Annotated in this window: 18 protein-coding genes; 11 read left to right on the top strand and 7 right to left on the bottom strand. The window is 73.1% G+C overall.

Annotation, left to right across the window (positions count from 1 at the left end; genetic code table 11):
• Positions 1 to 3 precede the first annotated feature (3 nt).
• From AC07FV_RS19990 to AC07FV_RS19980, 3 genes are all read right to left on the bottom strand, one after another.
• Positions 4 to 4,326 (bottom strand): nSTAND1 domain-containing NTPase, encoded by a 4,323-nt coding sequence (locus AC07FV_RS19990; RefSeq protein ID WP_479088730.1) that lies wholly within the window; start codon positions 4,324 to 4,326, stop codon positions 4 to 6.
• Entirely contained in the window at positions 4,316 to 4,705 is a 390-nt protein-coding gene (locus AC07FV_RS19985) for a CU044_2847 family protein (protein WP_479088729.1), read from the bottom strand. The genes AC07FV_RS19990 and AC07FV_RS19985 overlap by 11 nt, the downstream gene beginning before the upstream one ends.
• 156 nt (positions 4,706 to 4,861) lie before the next feature.
• Entirely contained in the window at positions 4,862 to 5,617 is a 756-nt protein-coding gene (locus AC07FV_RS19980) for an SLATT domain-containing protein (RefSeq protein WP_479088728.1), read from the bottom strand.
• 253 nt (positions 5,618 to 5,870) lie between these two features.
• Here AC07FV_RS19980 and AC07FV_RS19975 point away from each other — a divergent pair, with 253 nt between their 5' ends.
• The 3 genes from AC07FV_RS19975 (at position 5,871) to AC07FV_RS19965 (ending at position 7,555) form a co-directional block, all read left to right on the top strand.
• Entirely contained in the window at positions 5,871 to 6,215 is a 345-nt protein-coding gene (locus tag AC07FV_RS19975; RefSeq protein WP_356602293.1) for a YbaB/EbfC family nucleoid-associated protein, read from the top strand.
• An 88-nt stretch (positions 6,216 to 6,303) separates the two neighbouring features.
• Entirely contained in the window at positions 6,304 to 6,903 is a 600-nt protein-coding gene (recR, locus tag AC07FV_RS19970; protein ID WP_087808111.1) for a recombination mediator RecR, read from the top strand.
• On the top strand, positions 6,896 to 7,555 hold the full coding sequence (locus AC07FV_RS19965) for a DUF5063 domain-containing protein (protein WP_383647065.1): 660 nt from the start codon (positions 6,896 to 6,898) through the stop codon (positions 7,553 to 7,555). Before recR ends, AC07FV_RS19965 begins: the two co-directional genes overlap by 8 nt.
• A gap of 143 nt (positions 7,556 to 7,698) precedes the next feature.
• Here AC07FV_RS19965 and AC07FV_RS19960 read toward each other — a convergent pair whose 3' ends face one another.
• Complete coding sequence (locus AC07FV_RS19960) at positions 7,699 to 8,331, bottom strand: ankyrin repeat domain-containing protein (protein WP_479088727.1); 633 nt, start codon at positions 8,329 to 8,331, stop codon at positions 7,699 to 7,701.
• A gap of 7 nt (positions 8,332 to 8,338) precedes the next feature.
• Complete coding sequence (locus AC07FV_RS19955; protein WP_479088726.1) at positions 8,339 to 8,740, bottom strand: hypothetical protein; 402 nt, start codon at positions 8,738 to 8,740, stop codon at positions 8,339 to 8,341.
• Positions 8,741 to 8,866: 126 nt separating this feature from the next.
• Between AC07FV_RS19955 and AC07FV_RS19950 the strand changes: the two genes are divergently transcribed.
• The 7 genes from AC07FV_RS19950 to AC07FV_RS19920 all read left to right on the top strand — a co-directional run bounded on the left by AC07FV_RS19950 (position 8,867) and on the right by AC07FV_RS19920 (position 16,321).
• Positions 8,867 to 9,625, top strand: a complete 759-nt coding sequence (locus tag AC07FV_RS19950; RefSeq protein WP_479088942.1) for a helix-turn-helix domain-containing protein — start codon at positions 8,867 to 8,869, stop codon at positions 9,623 to 9,625.
• On the top strand, positions 9,609 to 9,803 hold the full coding sequence (locus AC07FV_RS19945; RefSeq protein ID WP_383647058.1) for a DUF397 domain-containing protein: 195 nt from the start codon (positions 9,609 to 9,611) through the stop codon (positions 9,801 to 9,803). Before AC07FV_RS19950 ends, AC07FV_RS19945 begins: the two co-directional genes overlap by 17 nt.
• A gap of 237 nt (positions 9,804 to 10,040) precedes the next feature.
• Positions 10,041 to 11,090, top strand: a complete 1,050-nt coding sequence (locus tag AC07FV_RS19940) for a hypothetical protein (RefSeq protein ID WP_479088725.1) — start codon at positions 10,041 to 10,043, stop codon at positions 11,088 to 11,090.
• A 323-nt stretch (positions 11,091 to 11,413) separates the two neighbouring features.
• Positions 11,414 to 12,706, top strand: coding sequence for an aspartate kinase (locus tag AC07FV_RS19935; protein WP_383647053.1), 1,293 nt, complete (start codon positions 11,414 to 11,416; stop codon positions 12,704 to 12,706).
• Positions 12,706 to 13,782 (top strand): aspartate-semialdehyde dehydrogenase, encoded by a 1,077-nt coding sequence (locus tag AC07FV_RS19930; protein WP_479088724.1) that lies wholly within the window; start codon positions 12,706 to 12,708, stop codon positions 13,780 to 13,782. The genes AC07FV_RS19935 and AC07FV_RS19930 overlap by 1 nt, the downstream gene beginning before the upstream one ends.
• Before the next feature lie 485 nt (positions 13,783 to 14,267).
• Positions 14,268 to 14,843, top strand: a complete 576-nt coding sequence (locus tag AC07FV_RS19925) for a SigE family RNA polymerase sigma factor (protein WP_053142636.1) — start codon at positions 14,268 to 14,270, stop codon at positions 14,841 to 14,843.
• A gap of 407 nt (positions 14,844 to 15,250) precedes the next feature.
• Complete coding sequence (locus AC07FV_RS19920) at positions 15,251 to 16,321, top strand: hypothetical protein (protein ID WP_479088723.1); 1,071 nt, start codon at positions 15,251 to 15,253, stop codon at positions 16,319 to 16,321.
• Positions 16,322 to 16,397: 76 nt separating this feature from the next.
• On the opposite strand, the gene AC07FV_RS19915 is transcribed toward AC07FV_RS19920, so the two are convergent.
• A complete protein-coding gene (locus AC07FV_RS19915) occupies positions 16,398 to 17,192 on the bottom strand; it encodes an SURF1 family protein (protein ID WP_479088722.1) in 795 nt (264 codons plus the stop codon).
• 142 nt (positions 17,193 to 17,334) lie between these two features.
• On the opposite strand from AC07FV_RS19915, the gene AC07FV_RS19910 reads away from it, so the two are divergent.
• Positions 17,335 to 19,182, top strand: a complete 1,848-nt coding sequence (locus AC07FV_RS19910; protein WP_479088721.1) for a S9 family peptidase — start codon at positions 17,335 to 17,337, stop codon at positions 19,180 to 19,182.
• 57 nt (positions 19,183 to 19,239) lie between these two features.
• Here the strand turns inward: AC07FV_RS19910 and AC07FV_RS19905 are convergent, their stop codons facing one another.
• Positions 19,240 to 21,144, bottom strand: a complete 1,905-nt coding sequence (locus AC07FV_RS19905; protein ID WP_479088941.1) for an NAD-binding protein — start codon at positions 21,142 to 21,144, stop codon at positions 19,240 to 19,242.
• Between the last annotated feature and the right edge of the window lie 136 nt (positions 21,145 to 21,280).

Here is a 21,280-nt window from a genome sequence, read left to right as displayed (position 1 = left end):
GCCTCAGCCGGACGGGCAGGGACGCGTGTCCCTCGCGATGTCCAGCTCCGGACGGTCGCGCTGGGCGCTGCTGCCGCGGCCGTGCAGCGCCCCGCACAGGGTGTCGTGCCAGGCGTCGGGGGAGAGGCTGAGGGAGCGGCCGCCGGTCTCGGTGCGCAGGTGCAGGGTGTCGCCGCTGATCCGGACGGCGAGCAGACCGTAGCCCGTGCCCTTGAGGAGACCGAGCGGTTCCGTGCCGTCGCGGGAGTACAGTCCCGCGTCGGCTCCGCCCCCGGCGGCGAGCAGCGTGCCGTCGGATGCCAGGCCCAGCAGGCCGACGCTCTCGCCGAGGCCGCGGGTCGGTTCGTCCGCGCGCTCGTCGTCCACGTCCCACCACACCACGCGCCGCTCCTCGTCGAACGCGGCCAGCCGCTCCCCGTCGGGGGTGAAGATCACGTACCGGGCGACGCCCCCGTGCACGTCGGAACCCGGCGAATAGCTCAGGGACCCTCGCTCCAGCCGGGCCTCCCGGGTGCCGCGGCGGACGTCCCACACCTCGATCCGGCCGCTGTCCTGCCAGGCGCCGGTCACGACCGCGACCTGGTGGGGGTGGCCCGGCCTGGCGGTGAGCTGACCGGCCGGTGCGAAGGGGCCTCGTTCCGTGGGGCTGCGCTCCAAGGGCACCGGCTCGCCGCTGCGCACTCCGGACCGGGGATCGACGCGCGCCAGGCTGTCGCCCAGGCAGAGCACGACGAGGTCGCCGTCGCCGGTCTGCGCGATGTCCTGAGGCCGGTTCCACGCCTGGTCACCGGACCTGCCGCAGTCCCAGGTCACCGGCGTACCGGCGCCCGGGTCGTCGGCGTCGTAGAGGCGCGCGTCCGTGGTCTGCCCGGACCAGAGCAGGACGGCGTCGCCCCCCTTGCGCGTGACCCAGAGCAGCCGCGGGTCGCTCTCGCCGGCCTTGCCCGGTGGCCGCGTGTGACGGACACGGCCGTCGCGGCCGGAGATCTCCAGCCGTCCGGCGTGCAGCCGCGCGCCGCGCGCGCCGTCCGGCGCGACGGCGGCGGCGTCGCCCGGCTCGGAGGAGACGGCGAGCGGCTCCCCGTCCCGCGGCGTCGCGCGGGCGCGCAGGAGGGTGTCCCCCTCGGTGGCCAGGACCGTGCGGGGCCCCGCACCGCTTCCCACGACGCCGAGCGCCTTGCTGTCCTCGTCGCCCGGCAGGGTGAGCGACCAGTGGCGGCGGTCGCCGTCCCGCGGGTCGAGGATGGTCACCTGCCGGTACGCGCCTGCCTCCGCCGTCACCGCCTCCTCCCGGTAGATGTGCGTACCGGTCAGTTCGCCGTCGTAGTGGGTCCCGCCGAAGGACCCGCCGGGCCGCTGCGCGCCGGGGGCGAGCGCGTACCAGCGCCGGCCGTCCTGCGCGAAGAGCCAGACGCCCCGGTCCCGGTCGGCCGGCTGCTGGTTCGACGCCGGTACGGGGCCGTACACGCGCCGCACCCGCTCACCGGAGGCGGTGGCGTGGATGTCGAGGTACCGCCCCTCGCCGTCGCCGAGGTTGCCGGCGACCGCGATCCGGTCGCCGTCGCCGAGCGGCCACGCCATGGTCGGGTCCTCACGCGCCACGGACCGCTGGGACACCGGCAGCGCCCGGCCGCCGTCGGTGTCCCACAGCCGCAGCAGCGCCTTGCGTCCCTCGTCCTCCGGGCGCGGCCGCTCGTACTGGACGAAGTACAGCAGCCGGGCGCCGTCCTCGGAGAAGTCCAGGTAGGGCTCGTAGACGTCCCCGCGGTCGGGCAGCTTGCCGGAGAGCCGCCGGGGCTCCGCCCCGGGGTCGGTCAGGTCCCACAGCAGGACCGTGCCGTCCGTGAGGACCAGGGCGTAGCGCCGCCCGTCGTCGCTGACCGCGTCCCGGAACTTCTGGAGCCGCAGCCCGGCAGGGACACCCTTCAGCCGGGTGGCCCGGGGGGCGTCGCCGGCGGCACCGGACACCGCGGTCACCGTGAGGTCCGCGGCGCGGTCCGGACGCGAGAGCACCACCAGCACCCTGCCGTCCGGCGTCATCGACGCCCACTGCGCCGTACCCGGCCACAGACCGCCGTACGAGGCCACGACGTCGTGCGCCCGGACGTACTGCCCGAACAGCGCGCGCTGCGCCTGCGGGGTGTGGCGCGCCGTCCAGGCGCCCGCCGCGTACCGGAAGGCACTGTCCGGGGAGCGGTCCGCCAGCTCGGTGGCGAGGCCGGCCAGCTCCGTCGCCGCGGCCGTGCGCAGCTGCACCTGGTCCCGCTCGCGGGCCCGCAGGGTGCTCACCGCGAGGGTCGACGCCAGCACCGCCAGTACGGTCACCAGGCAGGTGACGGCCCACAGCCGCCGCAGTCCGCGCCGCTGCCGCCGCTTCCCGGCCTCCAGGTAGGCGCGTTCCACGGGGGCGATGTCCCCGGCCCGGTCGGTCAGCCACTGCAAGCCCTCGGCCAGTCGGGCGCCGTGCGGGAGCAGACCGTCGGGCCGGCCGGCGGCCTCCCACTCGGCCGCGTCGCGCGCCGTGCGCTCCTGCCACTCCCGGAACTCCATGCCGTCGTGCAGCCAGGTCAGTACCTGCTTCCACTCCCGCAGCAGCGCCTCGTGCACGACCTGCACGGTGCCGACCGCGTCGGGGGAGTCCGGCCGGTCCCGTACGTCCCACACCAGGAGTCTGCGGGCCGCCAGGGCCTGGGCCAGTGCGGCCTGCGCCGGTTCCAGCCGCCCGGTCGGCAGCGAGCGGCGGGTGAACCCGCCCTGCCCGTCCGGCCGGGCCAGCTGCTGGAACAGCCGCTGCGCGGTCCCGGGTGCGGTCCCGGTCGCGGTCAGGCAGTCCTTGAGCGCCCCGTCGGCGTAGTCGGCCAGCGCTTCGAGCACCCCGCCGGAGCGTTCGTAGGCGGCCAGCGTCATGGTGTGGGCTTTGCGCTCCTCCCACAGGCGGGTCAGCACGAACTGGAGGAGCGGCAGGCAGCCGGGTTCACCCGCCGCGTCGGCCACCAGGCGCCGGGCCAGCCCCGGCTCCAGGCGCAGGCCGGGCACGGCGCGCACCGGTCCCTCCACGGCCCGGGTGAGCGATTCCTCGGTCATCGGAGGCAGGAACATGACGGCGTCGTCCAGCAGGGCGGACGTGCCGGCGGCGATCAGCACCTCCGTCGTCGCGGAGCGTGCGGTGAGCACGACGCGCAGTCCGCCGCCCTGTGCCGGGTCGGGGGCCTGGGCGAGCGCCGCGAGACGCCGGAAGGCGCGCAGCGCACCGTCCGGCGAGAGGGCGGCGTACTCCTCGAACTGGTCCAGGAGCAGTACGGCGCCGGCCTCCCCGAGTTCCCGGCCGAGCCGCCCGCGCAGGGCGAGCCGGTCGGCGTCCGTGCCGGCGCACGCCTGCCGTACGGCGTCGAGGCGGGCGTTCCAGGCGTCGTCGTCCGGTACGGCGTCCTGCCAGGCGGCCGCGACGGCCTCGGCGACCCAGCCGTCGGCGTCCTCGGCCGCCTCGCCGGCGCCGGAGGAGGGCCGGGGCATACGCAGCGCCCACGGGGTGCCCCGCTCCTCGACCGCGGCCAGCAGCCCCGCCCTGAGCAGCGAGGACTTGCCGCTGCCCGAGGGGCCGACCAGGACGGTGACCGGGCGGGAGTCCAGCGCTCCCGCCAGTTTGGCGACCTCGTCCTCGCGGCCGTGGAAGTACCGGGTGTGTTCGGCCTCGAACCGGCTCAGGCCGCGGAACGGACAGCGCAGCAGCTCCGGGTCGGTCAGCCGGTCCGCGGTCACGAGGTAGGCGGTGTCCTCGATGACCCCCCTGCCGCGGGTGACGAGCATGCCGACGACCGCGTCGTCCTGCGGGTCCCAGACGGCGGCGCCGCTGAAGCCGGGCCCGATGCGGACGCCCTCGGCGCGCAGGTCCAGCTGGAGGCGGTCGGCCCGCTGCCGTCCTCGCAGCCTGCCGGTGGCGTTGACGCCGCGCGGGGCCCCGTCGGGGAAGCCGAACGCGCGGATGCCCCGGTCCCACTCCTCGCCGTCGTCGTCCACGAGGGGCAGCGGCTCGGTCCCCGCCACCTCCTCCTCCAGCCGCAGCACGGCGATGTCGTCCTGGGGCCGCCAGGACTGCACGGTGGCCCGCACCCGCGGGCCGGGGAGCGCGCCGGCGAGCAGCGGGAAGTCGACCTCGACAGGGTCGGCGGGGCGCTGTCCGTCCTCCGTGGCCACGACGTGCGCGCAGGTGCACAGCAGGTCCTCCGCCACCAGGAACCCGGCGCCCACCGGCTCCCCGTCCGGGGCGAAGACCCGGGCCGCGCCGCGTTCGTAGCGCGCCCGGGGCGGCAGGGGGCTAGCCGGCATCGGAGGTGCCGGGGCCGGGTGCGGCCTCCCACTCGACGCCGACCGTGAAGTGCGCCTCCGCGGCGCTGCGGGCGACGACGACCCCGGCCTCGGCGGTCACCTTGACCCCGAACTCCAGCGAGATCCGGTCCGGGCGGCGGGGCATGGAGCGCAGGGAGTCGACGATGTCCGCGACCGCGGGCCGCACCCGGTCGACGGCGCCGCGCAGGGTTTCGGCCGCCGCCTCGGAGACGTCCTCGGCCGGGCGGGGCCGCCGCCGGATGGGCTCGTAGGGGTCCTCGGACGAGGGCTGCGCGGGGGCCGGGACGGGCGCGGGGCCGGAGGTCTCCACGCGCAGCAGCGAGCCGTCGCCGAGGGGGATGCTGGTGATCGCTGTCATCGGGCGCTGCCTGTTCTGTGGGGTGCGGAGGGAAGCCTGTGACCACAGACGGTATCCGCAGCGACGCGTGGCGTTCCAGGGCAACTGGTGTACCCGGCAAGGAAGTTGCCGGTCCGCGCGGGGGCGGGCGGCGGGCAGTCGCCGCCGCGCCTCACCTCAGCGCGGCTCCGGCGGCCGCTGCCTGGGCATGTTCGGCCGGGCGCCGTTCGGCGTCACCGAGAACCGGCCGGGCCCCGCGAAGCCGCCCGCCTCCGCGCGGCCCGCCCCGCCGGCCACCGACTGGAGGCCCAGGGGCGCCGCGCCGGTCCGGAAGTCGACCATCCAGTCCGCGGTCTCCGCCCGCACCAGGTCCGTCACGTCCTCCGAGAAGCGGCGCAGCACCAGCAGGCACCGCTCGGCCGCCTCGCTCGCCGTCCCGTCCGCCGGCCCCAGCACCTCGCGCACGCTCTCCGACGCCCAGTCGAACTGGAGCACCTGGAGCCGCCGCTGCACCGCCTGTGCCGTCGCCACGTCCCGCATCCACCCGGACGTCACCCCGAAGTACCGGTCCGCGGCCACGCACGCCACCCCGAACAGCAGCGCCAGATACCCCCAGGGCGCGGCCCCGCCCACCAGCCCCGACATGTCCAGCAGGGGCAGCGCGGCCCCGGCGACCGCCCCGCCGGCGGCCCCGCCGCGCAGGGCCACGGCGCTCCGCCGCTTCCACAGCCGGTCCGCCAGGTACCAGGCGGCCGTGTCCAGCGCGCCCCGCTCCACCCACCGGTACAGCTCGTCCAGCCGCTCCGCGGGCAGCGCCCAGTCCCCCAGGGGGAACGCCCGGCCGGTCAGGTCGCCCGGCCGCAGCCCGGCCGCCCCCTCGCCGCCCCGCCCGTCGTGCGGCGGCCCCTCGGGCTGCATCTCCGGCTGACCCACCCGCACTCCCTACTGATCACCGTCCGTGAGGACCTGAAGACCTCATGCACCGGAACCTTCCTACCGCCCAACGGGTGGCCGAGCCCCGGGTTCAGCCGCTTTTCCGCCCGGAAGAGGGCCTTGATCAGGTGGAGGGAGCGAGCGATATCACTCGAAAGAGTGCTGGGGCGAGGGCCGCCCGGACCACGTAGGCTCGTGCCGAACGGCAAAACCCGCGGCGACCCCGCGGCAACAGCGGCGACAGGAGCTGAACGTGATCCCCGGTGGTGGCCAGCCCAACATGCAGCAGCTGCTCCAGCAGGCCCAGAAGATGCAGCAGGACCTCGCCCAGGCCCAGGAGGAACTGGCGAGGACCGAGGTCGACGGGCAGGCGGGCGGCGGCCTGGTCAAGGCCACCGTCACCGGCTCCGGTGAGCTGCGCGGCCTCGTGATCGACCCGAAGGCGGTGGACCCGGAGGACACCGAGACCCTCGCCGACCTGGTCGTCGCCGCCGTCCAGGCGGCCAACGAGAACGCGCAGAACCTCCAGCAGCAGAAGCTCGGCCCCCTCGCCCAGGGCCTGGGCGGCGGCAGCGGCATCCCGGGCCTGCCCTTCTAGCCCGCCGCCGCACCCGCCCGCCTTTCTCAGACCGGGCAAAGCCCTCTACCGTACGTAGTGCAGGTATCTCAGGAAGGACGGCAGTCCGTTGTACGAAGGCGTGGTCCAGGACCTCATCGACGAACTGGGGCGGCTGCCCGGCGTCGGTCCCAAGAGCGCGCAGCGGATCGCCTTCCACATCCTCCAGGCGGAACCGACCGACGTACGGCGGCTCGCCCAGGCCCTCATGGAAGTGAAGGCCAAGGTCCGCTTCTGCGCCACCTGCGGGAACGTCGCGCAGGAGGAGCAGTGCAACATCTGCCGCGACCCGCGTCGCGACCCGTCCGTCATCTGCGTGGTGGAGGAGCCGAAGGACGTCGTCGCCATCGAGCGCACCCGCGAGTTCCGCGGCCGCTACCACGTGCTCGGCGGCGCGATCAGCCCGATCGACGGAGTCGGCCCCGACGACCTCCGCATCCGTGAACTGCTGGCCCGCCTCGCGGACGGCACCGTCACGGAACTGATCCTGGCCACGGACCCGAACCTGGAGGGCGAGGCCACGGCCACGTACCTCGCCCGCATGATCAAGCCCATGGGCCTCAAGGTCACCCGCCTGGCCAGCGGCCTCCCGGTGGGCGGCGACCTGGAATACGCGGACGAGGTGACCCTCGGCCGCGCCTTCGAGGGGAGACGACTCCTAGATGTCTGACGCCACGCTGCACGCGACGAACCAGAACCCCGACGACTTCGCCGTCCAGATCGCCGACCAGATCGAGAGTTTCCTGGTCGCCGTCACCGAGGTCGCCAAGGGCGACGAGCCGGACTCGGCGGTCCCCTTCCTCCTTCTGGAGGTCTCCCAGCTGATGCTGGCCGGAGGCCGTCTCGGCGCCCACGAGGACATCGTCCCCGACGAGCGCTACGAGCCCGATCCGGGTCCGGAGCTGGACGTGGACGACCTCCGCGAGAACCTCGCCCGCCTCCTCGAACCGATCGACGTCTACTCCGAGGTCTTCGACCCCTACGAGCCGCGCAAGGCCCCTGTCCCGGCCCGTATCTCCGACGACCTCACCGACGTCATCACCGACCTCCGCCACGGCATGGCCCACTACAAGGCGGGCCGCACCGTCGAGGCCCTGTGGTGGTGGCAGTTCTCCTACTTCTCCAACTGGGGCTCGACGGCCTCCGCGACCCTGCGGGCACTCCAGTCCGTGGTGGCCCACGTGCGGCTGAACCAGCCCCTGGAGGAACTGGACGGCCTCGACACCGACCAGGACCTCGGCGACGACGCCCTGGAGCGGGAGGCCGGCCGGGTCATGGTGGAGGAGATCGCCGGGCCGCTGGGCCTGCGGCCGGTGACGTGACGCGGGCCGCTTCCCGCTGAAAAGCGTGAGCAGATGGACGCCTGGTGTCACTTGGGTGCTCGGATGAGCGCTGTAAGGACAGTGGGGGGTGGAGTGCTCACGCTTCTGAGGTGGAGGGGCCGCGGCAGCATTCCGGCAGGTGCTCATGCGGCATCGCCTCCGAGCGCCGCGCGCAGGGCCTCGGCCGTCCGTCCGTAGCGGCCCCGCTCCTCCTCGCCCCGCCGCGCGTGGCGCTCCGCGCAGCGCAGGGCCGTATCCGTGGCCGATGCGCCCCGGTCGAGCAGCAGCAGCACCGACTCGACGTGGCCGAGACAGACGGCCCATTCGAGGGCCGTGCGGTTCTTCATGGCCCGGTCCTCGGGGTCCGCCCCGCGGTCCAGCAGCAGGGCGACGGTCCCGACGTGGTTGCCGCTCGCCGCGACGACGAGCGGTGTGTACGGAATCCTGTCCTGCGCTCCCATGGTCACCCCGGCGTCCAGCAGCGCCGCGACGACGTCCGTGCTCCCGAACATCGCCGCGCAGGTCAGCGGCGTGAGGTCGTGGTACGGCCCGGCGTGCGCCGCCGTGTCGGCACCGGCCGCGAGCAGTACCCGTACGACGTCGGCGTGGTTCTCCTGGGCCGCCAGGTCCAGGGCGGACCGCGCGTCACCGTCGAGGGCGTCCGCGGGGACACCGGCGTCCAGCAGCCGGACCACCGCCTCCACGTCCCCGTCCCGCGCCGCCCGTGGCAGCTCGTCGGAACGCGGCGCAGGCGGCTTCTGCACGGGTCTCGTCATACGTCGATCATGCGGTGCCGGACGCCAGCGCCGCCCGCAGTTTCGCCGCGCACACATACGGTGCGGTCGCCGTCGGCACGCTGTACCAGCGCAGCGGCCAGGTGTTGCCCTCCAGCGCCGGGATGCCGACGTAGGTGACGGTCCGGGTCCCGCCGCTGTGCCGCTGCACGCCGAGCGGCCAGTCGTACGCCGCGACCGCTCCGGGCGCGAGCAGGAAGTACACCCACCGCCCACCGCTCCCTTCGCACACGATGGGCCCGGCGTCGTCGTCCGTCGCCTCGCCGAGCCAGTCGGCGACCAGCTCGCCCCGGATGCCGTCGATCCGTACGGCGTCGAAGTGGACGCCCACGAGGTGCAGTCGGTGTCCGGCCGCCGGGACCCAGGAGGGGCGGTGAATTGTCTCTGTCATGGTCACACGCTGGCGGCACCGGGCCTACGCTCGGTAGCGACTGGGGTGATACACGCCGGGGTGTATCGGTCGGAGGTGCGCGCTGTGTCCCAACCGCCCGCTGCCTGGCGCTACGGCGGCAACCAGATGAAACGCTGGCGCACCAAGGCCAACGTGAGCAGGGAGCAGTTGGCGGAGGCCGCGAACTACTCGCCGGACACCATCAAGTCCATGGAGCAGGGCGTACGGATGCCGACGTCGCGGGTGCTGGACGTCGCCGATGAGCTGTGCGGTGCGGAGGGGTTGCTGAGTGCGGCGAAGGACTACTTGCAGCGGGAGAAGTTCCCCAAGCGGGCACAGGACTTCATGGAGCGGGAGCGGGAGGCGATCAGCTACTGGTCCTATGAAGCCGCTTTGATTCCCGGGTTGTTGCAGACCGAGACCTACGCTCGCGCCCTGATCGAGGGCTACGTGCCGCCCCTGGACGAGCAGACGCTGGAGCACCGGATCGCGGGCAGGCTGGAGCGGCAGTCCATGCTCACCGACCGCAAGGTGCCGGTGGCCTTCGCCTTTGTCGTCTACGAGGCGGCTCTGCGGTCTCCGCTAGTGGACGGCGAACAGCTCCGTCGCCTGCTGAGCGCTTCGGAGCTGCGGAACATCGTCTTGCAGGTGCTGCCCTTCGAGCGGTCCATCCCGAGTGCGCTCATGGGGCCCATGGTGCTGTTGGAGACCAGTGACCATGAACGATTCGCGTACACCGAGTGCGTGTTCATCAGTGATCTGACGGCCGACTCGGCCATCGTGCGGCGTGTGACCGAGCGACTTACCCTGATCCGCGCACAGGCACTCAGCCCCAGTGAGTCGGCCCACTTCATCGAGCGGATGGCTAATGATCACCATGGTTGACCAGCCGATGTGGTTCAAGTCCAGCTACAGCGACCCCGAAGGCGCCAACTGCCTCGAAGTCACGTTCTCCCCCAGTCTCCGCATCCGAGACTCCAAAACCGCACCCACCGGCCCCGAACTCCACGTCTCCGCCCCGGCCTGGTCGGCGTTCATCGCCGCAGTTCGGCCCGGAGCTTGAGCCTCGGGATTCGAGCTCTTCCCCTGGTTTTCTGGTCTGGTTGACATACCCAACCAACCAAGTCTGAGCCTGAGTTGAGCCGCCGTACCTCGTAAGAGTGACGTTGCGTGATCAGCTTGCGTCGCTGAGTGAAGCCGCTCTAGGTTCACGGCAAGTGCCCACTGCATATGTCGGCCCCGGCGGTGCTCCAACACCAGCTCCGGGGCCTCACCGACGAATCGAATCGAGACTTCGACCGTGGCTTACGCCAAGACTAGTCCCGCCCTCCCCGCCCCGTCCCACCCGATGGCCAATCCGGGCTACGGAAAACGCCCCGCAGGTGACGAGGACCCGCACGCCGACCCGGAATTCGCACACCTGAGTCCGCGCGAGGCCGAGATCGCCGTCTTCGTCGACCACCTCGACGACGGACACGCGATGGGCCACAAGGTGCTCGCGGCGCAGCACCCCCGCTACGGCCAGCAGGCGATCCGCACGTCCCTCAACCGCCTCGCCGTGGCCGGCCACCTGCGCTGGATCAGGGAGCACATCACGGTCGAGGACCACACCATGCGGTGGGTCACGCGGACGTACTGGTCGCGTACGCGCAGGTCGGAGGCGTGGTGGGAGGAGTTCGCACGGGAGCGCAACGGCCGCATCGTGTCGGCCGACCACCGCCCCGGCCTGGCCCGCACGGAGGAGCCCGCGCTGCCGGAACCGCAGGCCGACGCGCAGCCCGATGCCGATCCCGAGTCCGCCCCCGAGGGCGGGTCCTCGTACCGCGCCCTCGCCGCACTGCGCGAAGCGGACCCCCGTATGTCCCTGTCCGAAGCCGACTGCCGGTCCCTCGCCGCGCTGGCGGAGGAGTGGCTGACGCGCGGGGCGACGCCGCAGGACATCACCCGCGCGGTGACCGAGGGCCTCCCCGCGACCGTGAACAACCCGGGCGGTCTCGCCCGCAACCGACTGGAGAACAGGATGCCCCCCAAGAAGCTGAAGATCCGCCAGAAGGCAGCCCCCCGCCGGGCCCGCGTGACCCGCGCGGTGATCTGCTGCATGTCCTGCGACGCGGACGAGCTGACGACGACGATCAAGGGCGGCATGTGCCCGGACTGCTACGCCGAGTTCGAGGCGGCCGAGGCCGCGGAGGAGGCGGGGGCCGTGGAGCCCGGGTACGTACCGGACACGTTCCTGGCCACCCCGGACGCGGACGCCGTGTACACGTGGGTGGACGTCCCCCGCCGCGCGGCGGAGGTACGCGCGGCGGGCGGCCTGCGACCGAGGTCGGAACGGGCACCGGGGGGCTGAGCCGGACGGGCGTACGTGAGACGGGCGACGACCCTGCCAGGGCGTGGCGCACCGCGCGCCACGGACCTCGGACTCATCACCCGCCCCGCGGGTTGCCCCGCGCCCGCCTTCGGCTTTTACACAGCGCACAGAGCTTTGTGAACGTGTGACTCACCGCACTTTCCCGAGTGACCCGTCCCCACCTGGGCATGAGCCAGCCTGAGCGAGTACCCGGGTCTCATCATGCGATACCGCAGTGGTGGAATCCGGACGCTCGGTAAAATGAGCCGACCGCAGTACATATACGTACGTGCGGCAAGAGACGGACTGAGCGAGGAGCGCACGTGGGCCTTGTCGTGCAGAAGTACGGAGGCTCCTCCGTAGCCGATGCCGAGGGCATCAAGCGCGTCGCCAAGCGGATCGTGGAAGCGAAGAAGAACGGCAACCAGGTGGTCGCCGTCGTTTCCGCGATGGGCGACACGACGGACGAGCTGATCGATCTCGCCGAGCAGGTATCCCCGATCCCTGCCGGGCGCGAACTCGACATGCTGCTGACCGCCGGGGAGCGTATCTCCATGGCGCTGCTGGCCATGGCGATCAAAAACCTGGGCCACGAGGCCCAGTCGTTCACCGGCAGCCAGGCCGGAGTCATCACCGACTCGGTCCACAACAAGGCCCGGATCATCGACGTCACGCCGGGCCGCATCCGCACCTCGGTGGACGAGGGCAACGTCGCCATCGTGGCCGGCTTCCAGGGCGTCAGCCAGGACAGCAAGGACATCACCACGCTGGGCCGCGGCGGGTCCGACACCACGGCCGTCGCCCTCGCCGCCGCGCTCGACGCGGACGTCTGCGAGATCTACACCGACGTCGACGGCGTGTTCACCGCCGACCCGCGCGTGGTGAAGAAGGCGAAGAAGATCGACTGGATCTCCTTCGAGGACATGCTGGAGCTGGCGGCCTCCGGCTCCAAGGTCCTGCTCCACCGTTGTGTGGAGTACGCCCGCCGGTACGACATCCCGATCCACGTCCGGTCCAGCTTCAGCGGACTCCAGGGCACCTGGGTCAGCAGCGAGCCGCGCGTCCGATCGTCACAGCAGCAAGGGGAGAAGCAGGTGGAGCAGGCCCTCATCTCCGGTGTCGCGCACGACACCTCGGAGGCCAAGGTCACGGTCGTCGGTGTGCCGGACAAGCCGGGAGAGGCGGCCGCGATCTTCCGCGCGATCGCCGACGCCCAGGTCAACATCGACATGGTCGTGCAGAACGTGTCCGCGGCCTCCACCGGCCTCACGGACATCTCCTTCACCCTGCCGAAGAGCGAGGGCCGCAAGGCCATCGACGCCCTGGAGAAGAGCCGGGCCGGCATCGGCTTCGACTCACTGCGCTACGACGACCAGATCGGCAAGATCTCCCTGGTCGGCGCGGGTATGAAGAGCAACCCCGGCGTCACCGCCGACTTCTTCACCGCGCTGTCCGACGCGGGCGTGAACATCGAGCTGATCTCGACCTCCGAGATCCGCATCTCGGTCGTCACCCGCAAGGACGACGTGAACGAGGCCGTCCGCGCCGTGCACACCGCCTTCGGGCTCGACTCCGACAGCGACGAGGCCGTCGTCTACGGGGGCACCGGGCGCTGATGTCCGACATCCAAGGCGCCGGGCGCACCGGGCGGCCCACCCTGGCCGTCGTCGGAGCGACCGGCGCCGTCGGTGCTGTCATGCTCCAGATCCTGTCCCAGCACGCGGACGTCTGGGGCGACATCCGCCTGATCGCCTCACCGCGCTCCGCCGGCCGCAAGCTGACCGTGCGCGGTGAGGAGGTCGAGGTCGTAGCGCTCACCGAGGAGGCCTTCGACGGGGTCGACGTCGCCATGTTCGACGTGCCCGACGAGGTCTCCGCCCAGTGGGCGCCGGTCGCCGCCGCCAAGGGCGTGGTGGTGGTCGACAACTCCGGCGCCTTCCGGATGGACCCGGACGTGCCGTTGGTCGTGCCCGAGGTCAACCGGCACGCGGTGCGGATGCGGCCCCGCGGGATCGTCGCCAACCCCAACTGCACGACGCTGTCCATGATCGTGGCGCTGGGCGCGCTGCACGCCGAGTTCGGGCTGCGCGAGCTGGTCGTCTCGTCGTACCAGGCGGTGAGCGGGGCGGGACGGGACGGCGTAGAGACGCTGCGCCGGCAGCTGTCCCTGGTCGCCGGCACCGAGCTGGGCACCCACCCGGGCGACGTGCGGCGGGCCGTCGGCGACGACACCGGGCCCTTCCCGGAGCCGGTCGCGCTGAACGTCGTACCGTGGGCCGGATCGCTGCGCGAGGACGGCTGGTCCTCGGAGGAGATGAAGGTACGGGACGAGTCCCGCAAGATCCTCGGGCTGCCGCACCTGCCGGTGGCCGTGACCTGCGTCCGCGTCCCCGTGGTCACCACGCACTCCCTGACCGTCCACGCCCGCTTCGAGGGCGAGGTCACGGTGGACCGGGCGCGGGAGATCCTGGCCACCGCGCCCGGCGTCGTCCTCTTCGACAACCCGGCCGCGGGCGAGTTCCCCACCCCCGCCGACGTGGTCGGCACCGACCCGACCTGGGTCGGCCGGGTGCGCCGCGCGCTGGACGACCCGACGGCGCTCGAACTCTTCGTCTGCGGGGACAACCTGCGCAAGGGAGCCGCGCTGAACACCGCGCAGATCGCGGAAGTCGTGGCGGCCGAGTTCGGCTGACCGGCACCGTCCGCGTCCCCCGGGACGAAAAGTCCTGGCCGCTGTGGTTTTGCTTTGTAGGATCCATGAACGAGATGTGATCCGGAAGTTGGTCCGGACTACTTGTACCCGGCACCCGTGGCATCAGAGGATTTCCTCCCCGCCCTCCGCAACCGTGCGGAGGGCGGGGAGCGTCTTTGCGGTCACCCATTCAGGGCGCCGAGGCGCGCGAGTCGGCGTGGGGACGCCGAGGACGGGCGTGGGGACGCTCGTTCACATGGGACATAGGGGAAGAGCGGGACGATGAGTGCCTATGACGCACCGTCAGTCGGGCGGCAGTCCGACAGACACGGGAACGTGACGCCCGGCGCGTACAACCCTCACGGGGGTGGGCGTGTCCAACTGGCGTGGCAGAGGTTCTCGATTTCCCCGCGGCGACGCGTGGCCCCGCAGTGCGGCCGCCCGTCCGGTCCGTCCGTCCCCGTAGGGCCGGTCCGGCCGGTGGCATGCCGGTGATCGCGCCCATGCCCGCAGCGCGGCCGGCCCGCATATCGAACCAGCGCGACGGCGCGGAGGACGTGGTGGCGGCGGGTACCACCGTCGACCACCTCACCGAGACGTACCGGGCGCACTACCGCTCGCTGCTCGGTCTCGCCGCCCTCCTCCTCGACGACACCGCCTCCTGCGAGGACGTCGTCCAGGAGGCCTTCATCCGCGTCCACTCGGCGCGCAAACGCGTCCGCGACCCGGAGAAGACCCTGGCGTACCTGCGTCAGACGGTCGTCAACCTCTCGCGCTCCGCGCTGCGCCGCCGCATCCTCGGGCTCAAGCTGCTCTCCAAGCCCATGCCGGACATGGCGAGCGCGGAGGAGGGCGCCTACGACCAGCTGGAGCGGGACTCCCTGATCAAGGCGATGAAAGGGCTCCAGCGCCGTCAGCGCGAGGTCCTGGTCCTGCGCTACTTCGCCGACATGACCGAAGCGCAGGTCGCCGAGACGCTCGGGATATCCCTCGGCTCGGTCAAGGCGTACGGTTCGCGGGGCATCGCGGCGCTCAGGGTGGCCATGGAGGCACCGGTATGAGCGACGGCAGGGAACCGCGGCACGACGCGGGCCCGGAGTCCGGGGCCCCCGACGAGTCCGGCACCCGGGAGGGCGCCGAGCGGAACGGGTCGGCCGAGCCGGACGAGCCGGTTGAGCGGGACGAACCGGCTGGGCACGACGAACTGGTTGAGCGGGATGAACCGGCTGGGCAGGAAGAGCCGGCTGAGCGGGACGCACTGGTTGAGCGGGATGAACCGGCTGGGCAGGAAGAGCCGGCTGGGCAGGACGAGCCGGTTGAGCGGGCTGAAAGGACTGGCCCGGTCGAGGAGAGCGGCCCGGTCGAGGAGATCCGTCCGGCCGCGGTGAGAGGTCCGGTGCGGGCGAGCGGCCCGGCCGGGCTGAACGGGAAACAGCAAGCGAAGCACACGCACGCAGGGAACCGAACTGTGAACCACGGCCCCGCCGACCAGGGCCCCGACCCCCGAGGGCCCGAAGGGCTCGGCTCCGACGAGCTGGCCCTGCGCACGATGCTGCACCACGCCGTCCAGGACGTGGAGCCGAGCGACGGAACCCTGGAGCACCTGCGCCGCGCGGTGCCCGCCCGACGGGCCCGCAAGCGCCAGGCCGTCGTCGGCGTCGCCGCGGCCGTCCTGTTCGTCGGCACGGCGATCCCGGCCCTGTGGCACGTCTCCAACACCACCGGCCCCGGCGCCGATCCGTCCGTCGCCGGACACGCCTCCCAGGCACAGGGCGGTACCTCCCAGGGCAAGGACCCGGCCGGCGGCCAGAGCGGCGTCGCCGGCTCCGCGGGCACGGCCGAGGACAAGGACAAGGCCGACCCCAAGGGGGAGAAGCCCCGGGACGAGGCGAGCGGCGCGGCGACGGGTTCGGCACCCGGAGCCGATCCTTCCGCCAGCACCCCCGTCGAGGGCGGGGCCGCCGCATGCACCGCCCAGCAGCTCGGACCGGCCGTCGCGAGCAGCGCGGCGCCCGACTCCACGGGCGTGGTCTACGGCTCCTTCCGCGTCACCAACGTCTCCTCGGGCGGCTGCACCGTCGTCGGTCCCGGCAGCGTGGTCGCCACTCCGCAGGGCGCGGCGGAAGCCACCAGGATCGGCACCGCACGGCACGCGGCCGGGGACGCCGCGGCCGGACTGCCCGACCCGTCCCTGGAGGCCGCCTCACTGGCCCTGGCACCGGGCTCCGCCTACGAGGTGCAGTTCGCCTGGGTGCCCTCGGAGACCTGCCCCGCCCCCGGTGACACCACCGGCGGCGGCACCGGAGGCCCTTCGCCCGCCCCCTCGCCCAGCGAGGACACGACCGCCGCGGGCGGCACCTCCGCGGGCGAGGGCGACACCGGGACCACCACCCAGCTGGTCACCGAGGAAGGCCCGGCCGACGGGAGCGTAGCGGTCACCTACACCCCGGAGGGCGGCGAGGGCTCGGCGACGGCCACGGTGTCCGACGCGTGCGCGGGGACCGTGTACTGGACGGGCGTACTGGCGGGACCGGCGTAGGACGCCCGGCGCCCGGCGCACGACCCGGGCGGCTGTCGGCGCCCGCGTACGACTGGGCGGCCGCCGGCGCCCGGCGTCAGACTCCGGTCGGCTGCGGTTCCCGGTCGTCCTCCGGGGCTGCCAGGCCCAGCTCCGCGTCCCGGGCCAGCTCGACCTCGCGGCGCAGCAACCGGAACCACATGAAGATCACGAAGCCCACGAAGGCGAACCACTCGGCGGTGTAACCGAGGTTCTGGAACGCCTTCAGGTCCAGGCCCGTGTTCTGCGGCGCGCTCACGGGCACGGCCCGCATCCCCGAGTCGCCCTCGTTGAGCGTGACCCACGCGTCGTACACGTCGTACGGCACCAGGTTCAGCAGGGTGGCCGCGCTGATCGCCCCGGTCTGTCCCTCGGGCCATCCGGAACGGCCGCTGACGCCGTTGCTGCCCGGCGACTCGGCGGCCTGGAGCGCACCGGTGACGGTGACCTCGCCGGTGGGCGGGGCGGGGGCCTTCGCCGGGTCGGGGGTGCCGGGCAGCCAGCCGCGCACCACCGGCAGTGCCTCACCGGTGCCGGTGCGCAGCAGCGTGAGCACGTAGTAGCCGTCGCGGTCGTCCAGCTTCCGCTCCGGGACGAGCAGCTGTTCGTCGTACCGGCCGGTCACCGTGGTCTGCTCGCCGACCGTCGACTTGTCCACGGGCAGCAGCTCCGCGAGCGGGCGGGCCGCCTGCCGGTCGGCCGACTCGTGCTGCGTGGTCACGGTCTCGTGGTCCTGCACCCGGTCCTCGAACCGGCCCAGCTGCCACGAACCCATGAAGATGCAGAAGGGGATGGCCAGGACGACGAAGACGTTGATCCCCCACCAGCGGGGCGTCAGCAGAAACCGGTACACGCCCTCCACGGTACGGGGCGCGGCCTCGCGGCCTGCCCGCGGGGCTGTGGAAAAGCGGGGGCGGGGCCTCGGACGGACGGAGTTTTCCACAGGCTGGGGATCTGATCTGCGCGTTGTCCCCGGGTGGAGGCAGTATGGGGCCATGACTGAGAGCAACGGGTCCGTGTCGTCGGGCCAGCGGTGGGGACAGGACGGCCGACGTGGCGAGGAGATGCCCGACTGGGAGAAGAGGTTCCGGGCGCCGCGGGTGTCGCTGCCCGACTGGGCCGAGGACGCACCGGACCGCTCCCTCTTCGTGTCGAACGCCACGGGGACGTACGAGCTGTACGCCTGGGACCGGGTGACCGGTGAGCAGCGCCAGGTCACCGACCGGCCCAACGGCACGACGGACGGAGTGCTCTCGCCGGACGGCGACTGGATCTGGTGGTTCGACGACAAGGACGGCGACGAGTTCGGCGTCTGGCGCCGTCAGCCCTTCGCGGGCGGCGAGGACGAGCTCGCGGTGCCCGGCCTCGACCCCTCCTACCCGGCGGGCCTGGCCCTCGGCCGGGACGGGCGCACGGCGGTGATCGGCCGCTCGACCGACGAGGACGGTACGACGATCCACCTCGCGTACGCGGGCGGGCCCCCGGCGCAGATCTACCGGCACCGCGAGTCCGCGGGCGTCGGCGACCTCTCCCACGACGGCACACTGATCGCCGTCGAGCACACGGAGCACGGCGACGCCATGCACTCGGCGCTGCGCGTCCTGCGCCCCGACGGCACCACGGTCGCCGAGCTGGACGACACGCGGGGCGGCGAGGAGGAGCTGGGCCTGGAGGTCCTCGGCTTCGCGCCGGTCGACGGCGACACCCGCCTGCTCATCGGACACCAGCGCCGGGGCCGCTGGGAGCCCCTGGTGTGGGACGTGGCGACGGGCGAGCAGACCGACCTCGCCCTGGAGCTGCCCGGCGACGTCAGCGCCGAGTGGTACCCGGACGGCGGCGGCCTGCTGATCGTGCACGGCTTCGAGGCCCGCAGCGAGCTGTTCCGGTACGACTTCGCGACGCGCGAGCTGGTGGAGATCGAGACCCCGGCCGGCACCGTCTCCGGGGCGACGGCCCGCCCCGACGGCAGCGTGGAGTACCTGTGGTCCTCGGCCGCCGAACCGTCGGCGGTGCGCTCCACGACCGGCCGGGTCGTCCTGGACCCGCCCGGCATGAAGTCGCCGGGCTCGGTCCCGGTGGAGGACGTGTGGGTGGACGGCCCGGGCGGCCGCATCCACGCCCTGGTCCAGAAGCCGGCCGGCACCACCGGCCCGCTGCCGACGGTCTTCGACATCCACGGCGGCCCGACCTGGCACGACAGCGACGCCTTCGCCGCCGGGCCCGCGGCCTGGGTCGACCACGGATACGCGGTGATCCGCGTCAACTACCGCGGCTCCACCGGGTACGGCCGCGCCTGGACCGACGCGCTCAAGCACCGGGTCGGCCTCATCGAACTGGAGGACATCGCGGCGGTGCGCGACTGGGCGGTCGCCTCCGGCCTCGCGGACCCCGAGCGGCTGATCCTCACCGGCGGCTCCTGGGGCGGATACCTCACCCTGCTCGGCATCGGCGTCCAGCCCGAGGCGTGGACGCTGGGCATCGCCGCGGTCCCGGTCGCCGACTACGTCACCGCGTACCACGACGAGATGGAGGCCCTGAAGGCCCTCGACCGCACCCTCCTCGGCGGCACCCCGGAGGAGGTCCCCGACCGCTTCGAGGCGTCCTCCCCGCTGACCTACGTCGATGACGTCAAGGCCCCGGTCTACATCTCCGCCGGGGTCAACGACCCGCGCTGCCCGATCCGCCAGGTCGAGAACTACGTCGACCGCCTGGCGGCTAGGGGCGCCGTCCACGAGGTGTACCGCTATGACGCGGGGCACGGGTCACTGGTGGTGGACGAGCGGATCAAGCAGGTCCGGCTGGAACTGGACTTCGCGGCACGGCACCTGCCGACGGCTCCGTAGGCGTACCCGTACCCGTACCCGAAATCGGAGCCGGGCGGGTGGCGGCGGTGAGCGCCCCTACCCGTCCGCTCCGTTCCGGCGTCGCGTCCGCCGCCCCAGCAGTTCCGCGAGCCCTCGCCGGGTGGCCGCCAGCACCACCCGGTCCTCGCCCCGCAGGACGTACGTGTCGGGCAGCTCCCACACCAACCGGGACTCCCGCACGCCCTCGGCGTCGGTGCCGGCGGCATCGGCGTCCCGCGCCTCGTCGGGGACCTCCAGCGCGAGCACCCGCCACGACCCCGCCCGGAAGGCCTCGCCGACGGTCTTTCCCTCCAGTTCCGGATGTCCGGCCACCTCGACGGCCGCGAACAGCAGCACCCGCCGCTCGACGGGGATCGCGCCGAGGATCTGGCGGCCCATCATCGCCCCGGCGAAGGCGGGCGCGGACAGGTGCGTCACACTGCGGCTCCGGGTGAGCGCGCCGGGGTGCGCGGCGCGCAGGGTCCGGTACACGGCGGTCGCGAAGTCGTCGTCGTACAGGCGCAGCACCACCCGCAGTCCGGACCGCACGGAGCGGGCGTACAGCACCGCCTCCAGGTTGGTGGTGTCCACGCTGGTCAGGGCGAGCAGCGAGTGCGCCCGGTGGATCTTGGCGGCCTCCAGGACGCCCTCCTGGGTGACGTCCCCGAGCACGACCGGCACCCGCAGCCGCCGTGCGGTCGCCATGCCGCGCGCCTCGGGATCGGCCTCCACGCACACCACGGGGATGTCCATCTCCCGCAGCCGGGTCAGCACGCGGGTGCCGATCTTGCCGAGACCGAGCAGGACGACGTGCCCGCCGAGCCCGCGCGGCGGCTTGCGCAGCGTCGACGCGTTGCGGAACGTGCCGAGCGCCTCCAGGACGGCCGCCAGCAGCACGGGCAGCAGGAGCAGTCCGACGAAGCCGGAGAGCAGTTGCAGGACCTGGCGCCCGGAGTCCTTGTTGTGGGCGGGCTCGTTGATGGCGAACAGATCCAGCAGCGTCACGTAGGTGGCGTGCAGCGGATGGTCCCCGGTGATCACCATGAGGGCCACGGCGAGGGCGACCACGCAGGCGCCCAGCCCCGCCAGCGACCACCGCAGCCGCCGGGAGAACAGCTCGCCGAACGGCGGCACACCGGCCCGGGCGGCGGGCAGCGGCGGACCGGAGTACGACACCTGCTCCAGGGCGACCGTGCCGCGCCCGGTGGCCGCCGCCACGGCCGCCGCGTCGGGCAGCAGCTGCGGCCCCTCGTCGCTGCCCTCCGAACCGTCCGTACCGGCCGGGTCGTTGCTCGTCGCGGAGAGCAGCGCGAGCGTGCACAGACCGGGGTCGGCCACCTCGCCGGGGCGCGGCGGCTGCCGTTCCACCGCGCGCAGCAGCAGTCCGTCCGTCTCCAGCACCTTGCTGGTGCCGACGAGGGCGGTCGCGGCCAGCGCGGGCGCGGCCGTGTCGGCGTCGGAGAGCACGGTCGTGGAGGTACCGGCGCCGTCCAGCCCCGGGTCACGCGCGTCGCCCAGGGCCAGCGCGGTGCTCTGGTCGAGGAGTTCCTCGATGTGCCGGCCGAGCCGCCGGTTGTACAGGCGCAGGACCAGACGCAGTCGGGGGTTGAGTCGGCGGGCGGTCAGGGCGGCGCGGATGTTGGTCTCGTCGTCGTCGTACACGAGGGCCAGTGCGGCGGCCCGTTCCACGCCGGCCTCCGCGAGCACCTCCTCGGTCGGCTCGGCGGCCTCCAGCTCCGCCGGGCGTCCGCCGTCGTCCGGTTCGGGGCCGCCGCCCGTGCGGTTGACGGCCGCGTTGACCATGCCCAGCAGCGCCACGGAGGCCGCGCGGGCCCGCCCGACGACCGGCTGGGAAGCCCGGTGCGCGGAGGGCGGCACGACGAGTGTGACCTGTTCCCGGTAGACGCCGCGCAGTTCGGCGGCGAGACGGTGCGCCAGCCCGTCGTCGCCGCACACGACCATGTGCGCGTAGCCGCCGCCGTGCGGAACCTGGCGCGGAACGTTCCCCGTTCGAGTCCCCATTGGAGAGAGGACGGTACCGGTGCGGGGTCCGGTTCCCGGGCTGGGAGGGCTGCTTCCGGCCGCACGGAGACCGGCA

This window comes from Streptomyces sp. NPDC045956 (genome assembly GCF_056430705.1).
This window is presented reverse-complemented; position numbering and strand designations above follow the sequence as displayed.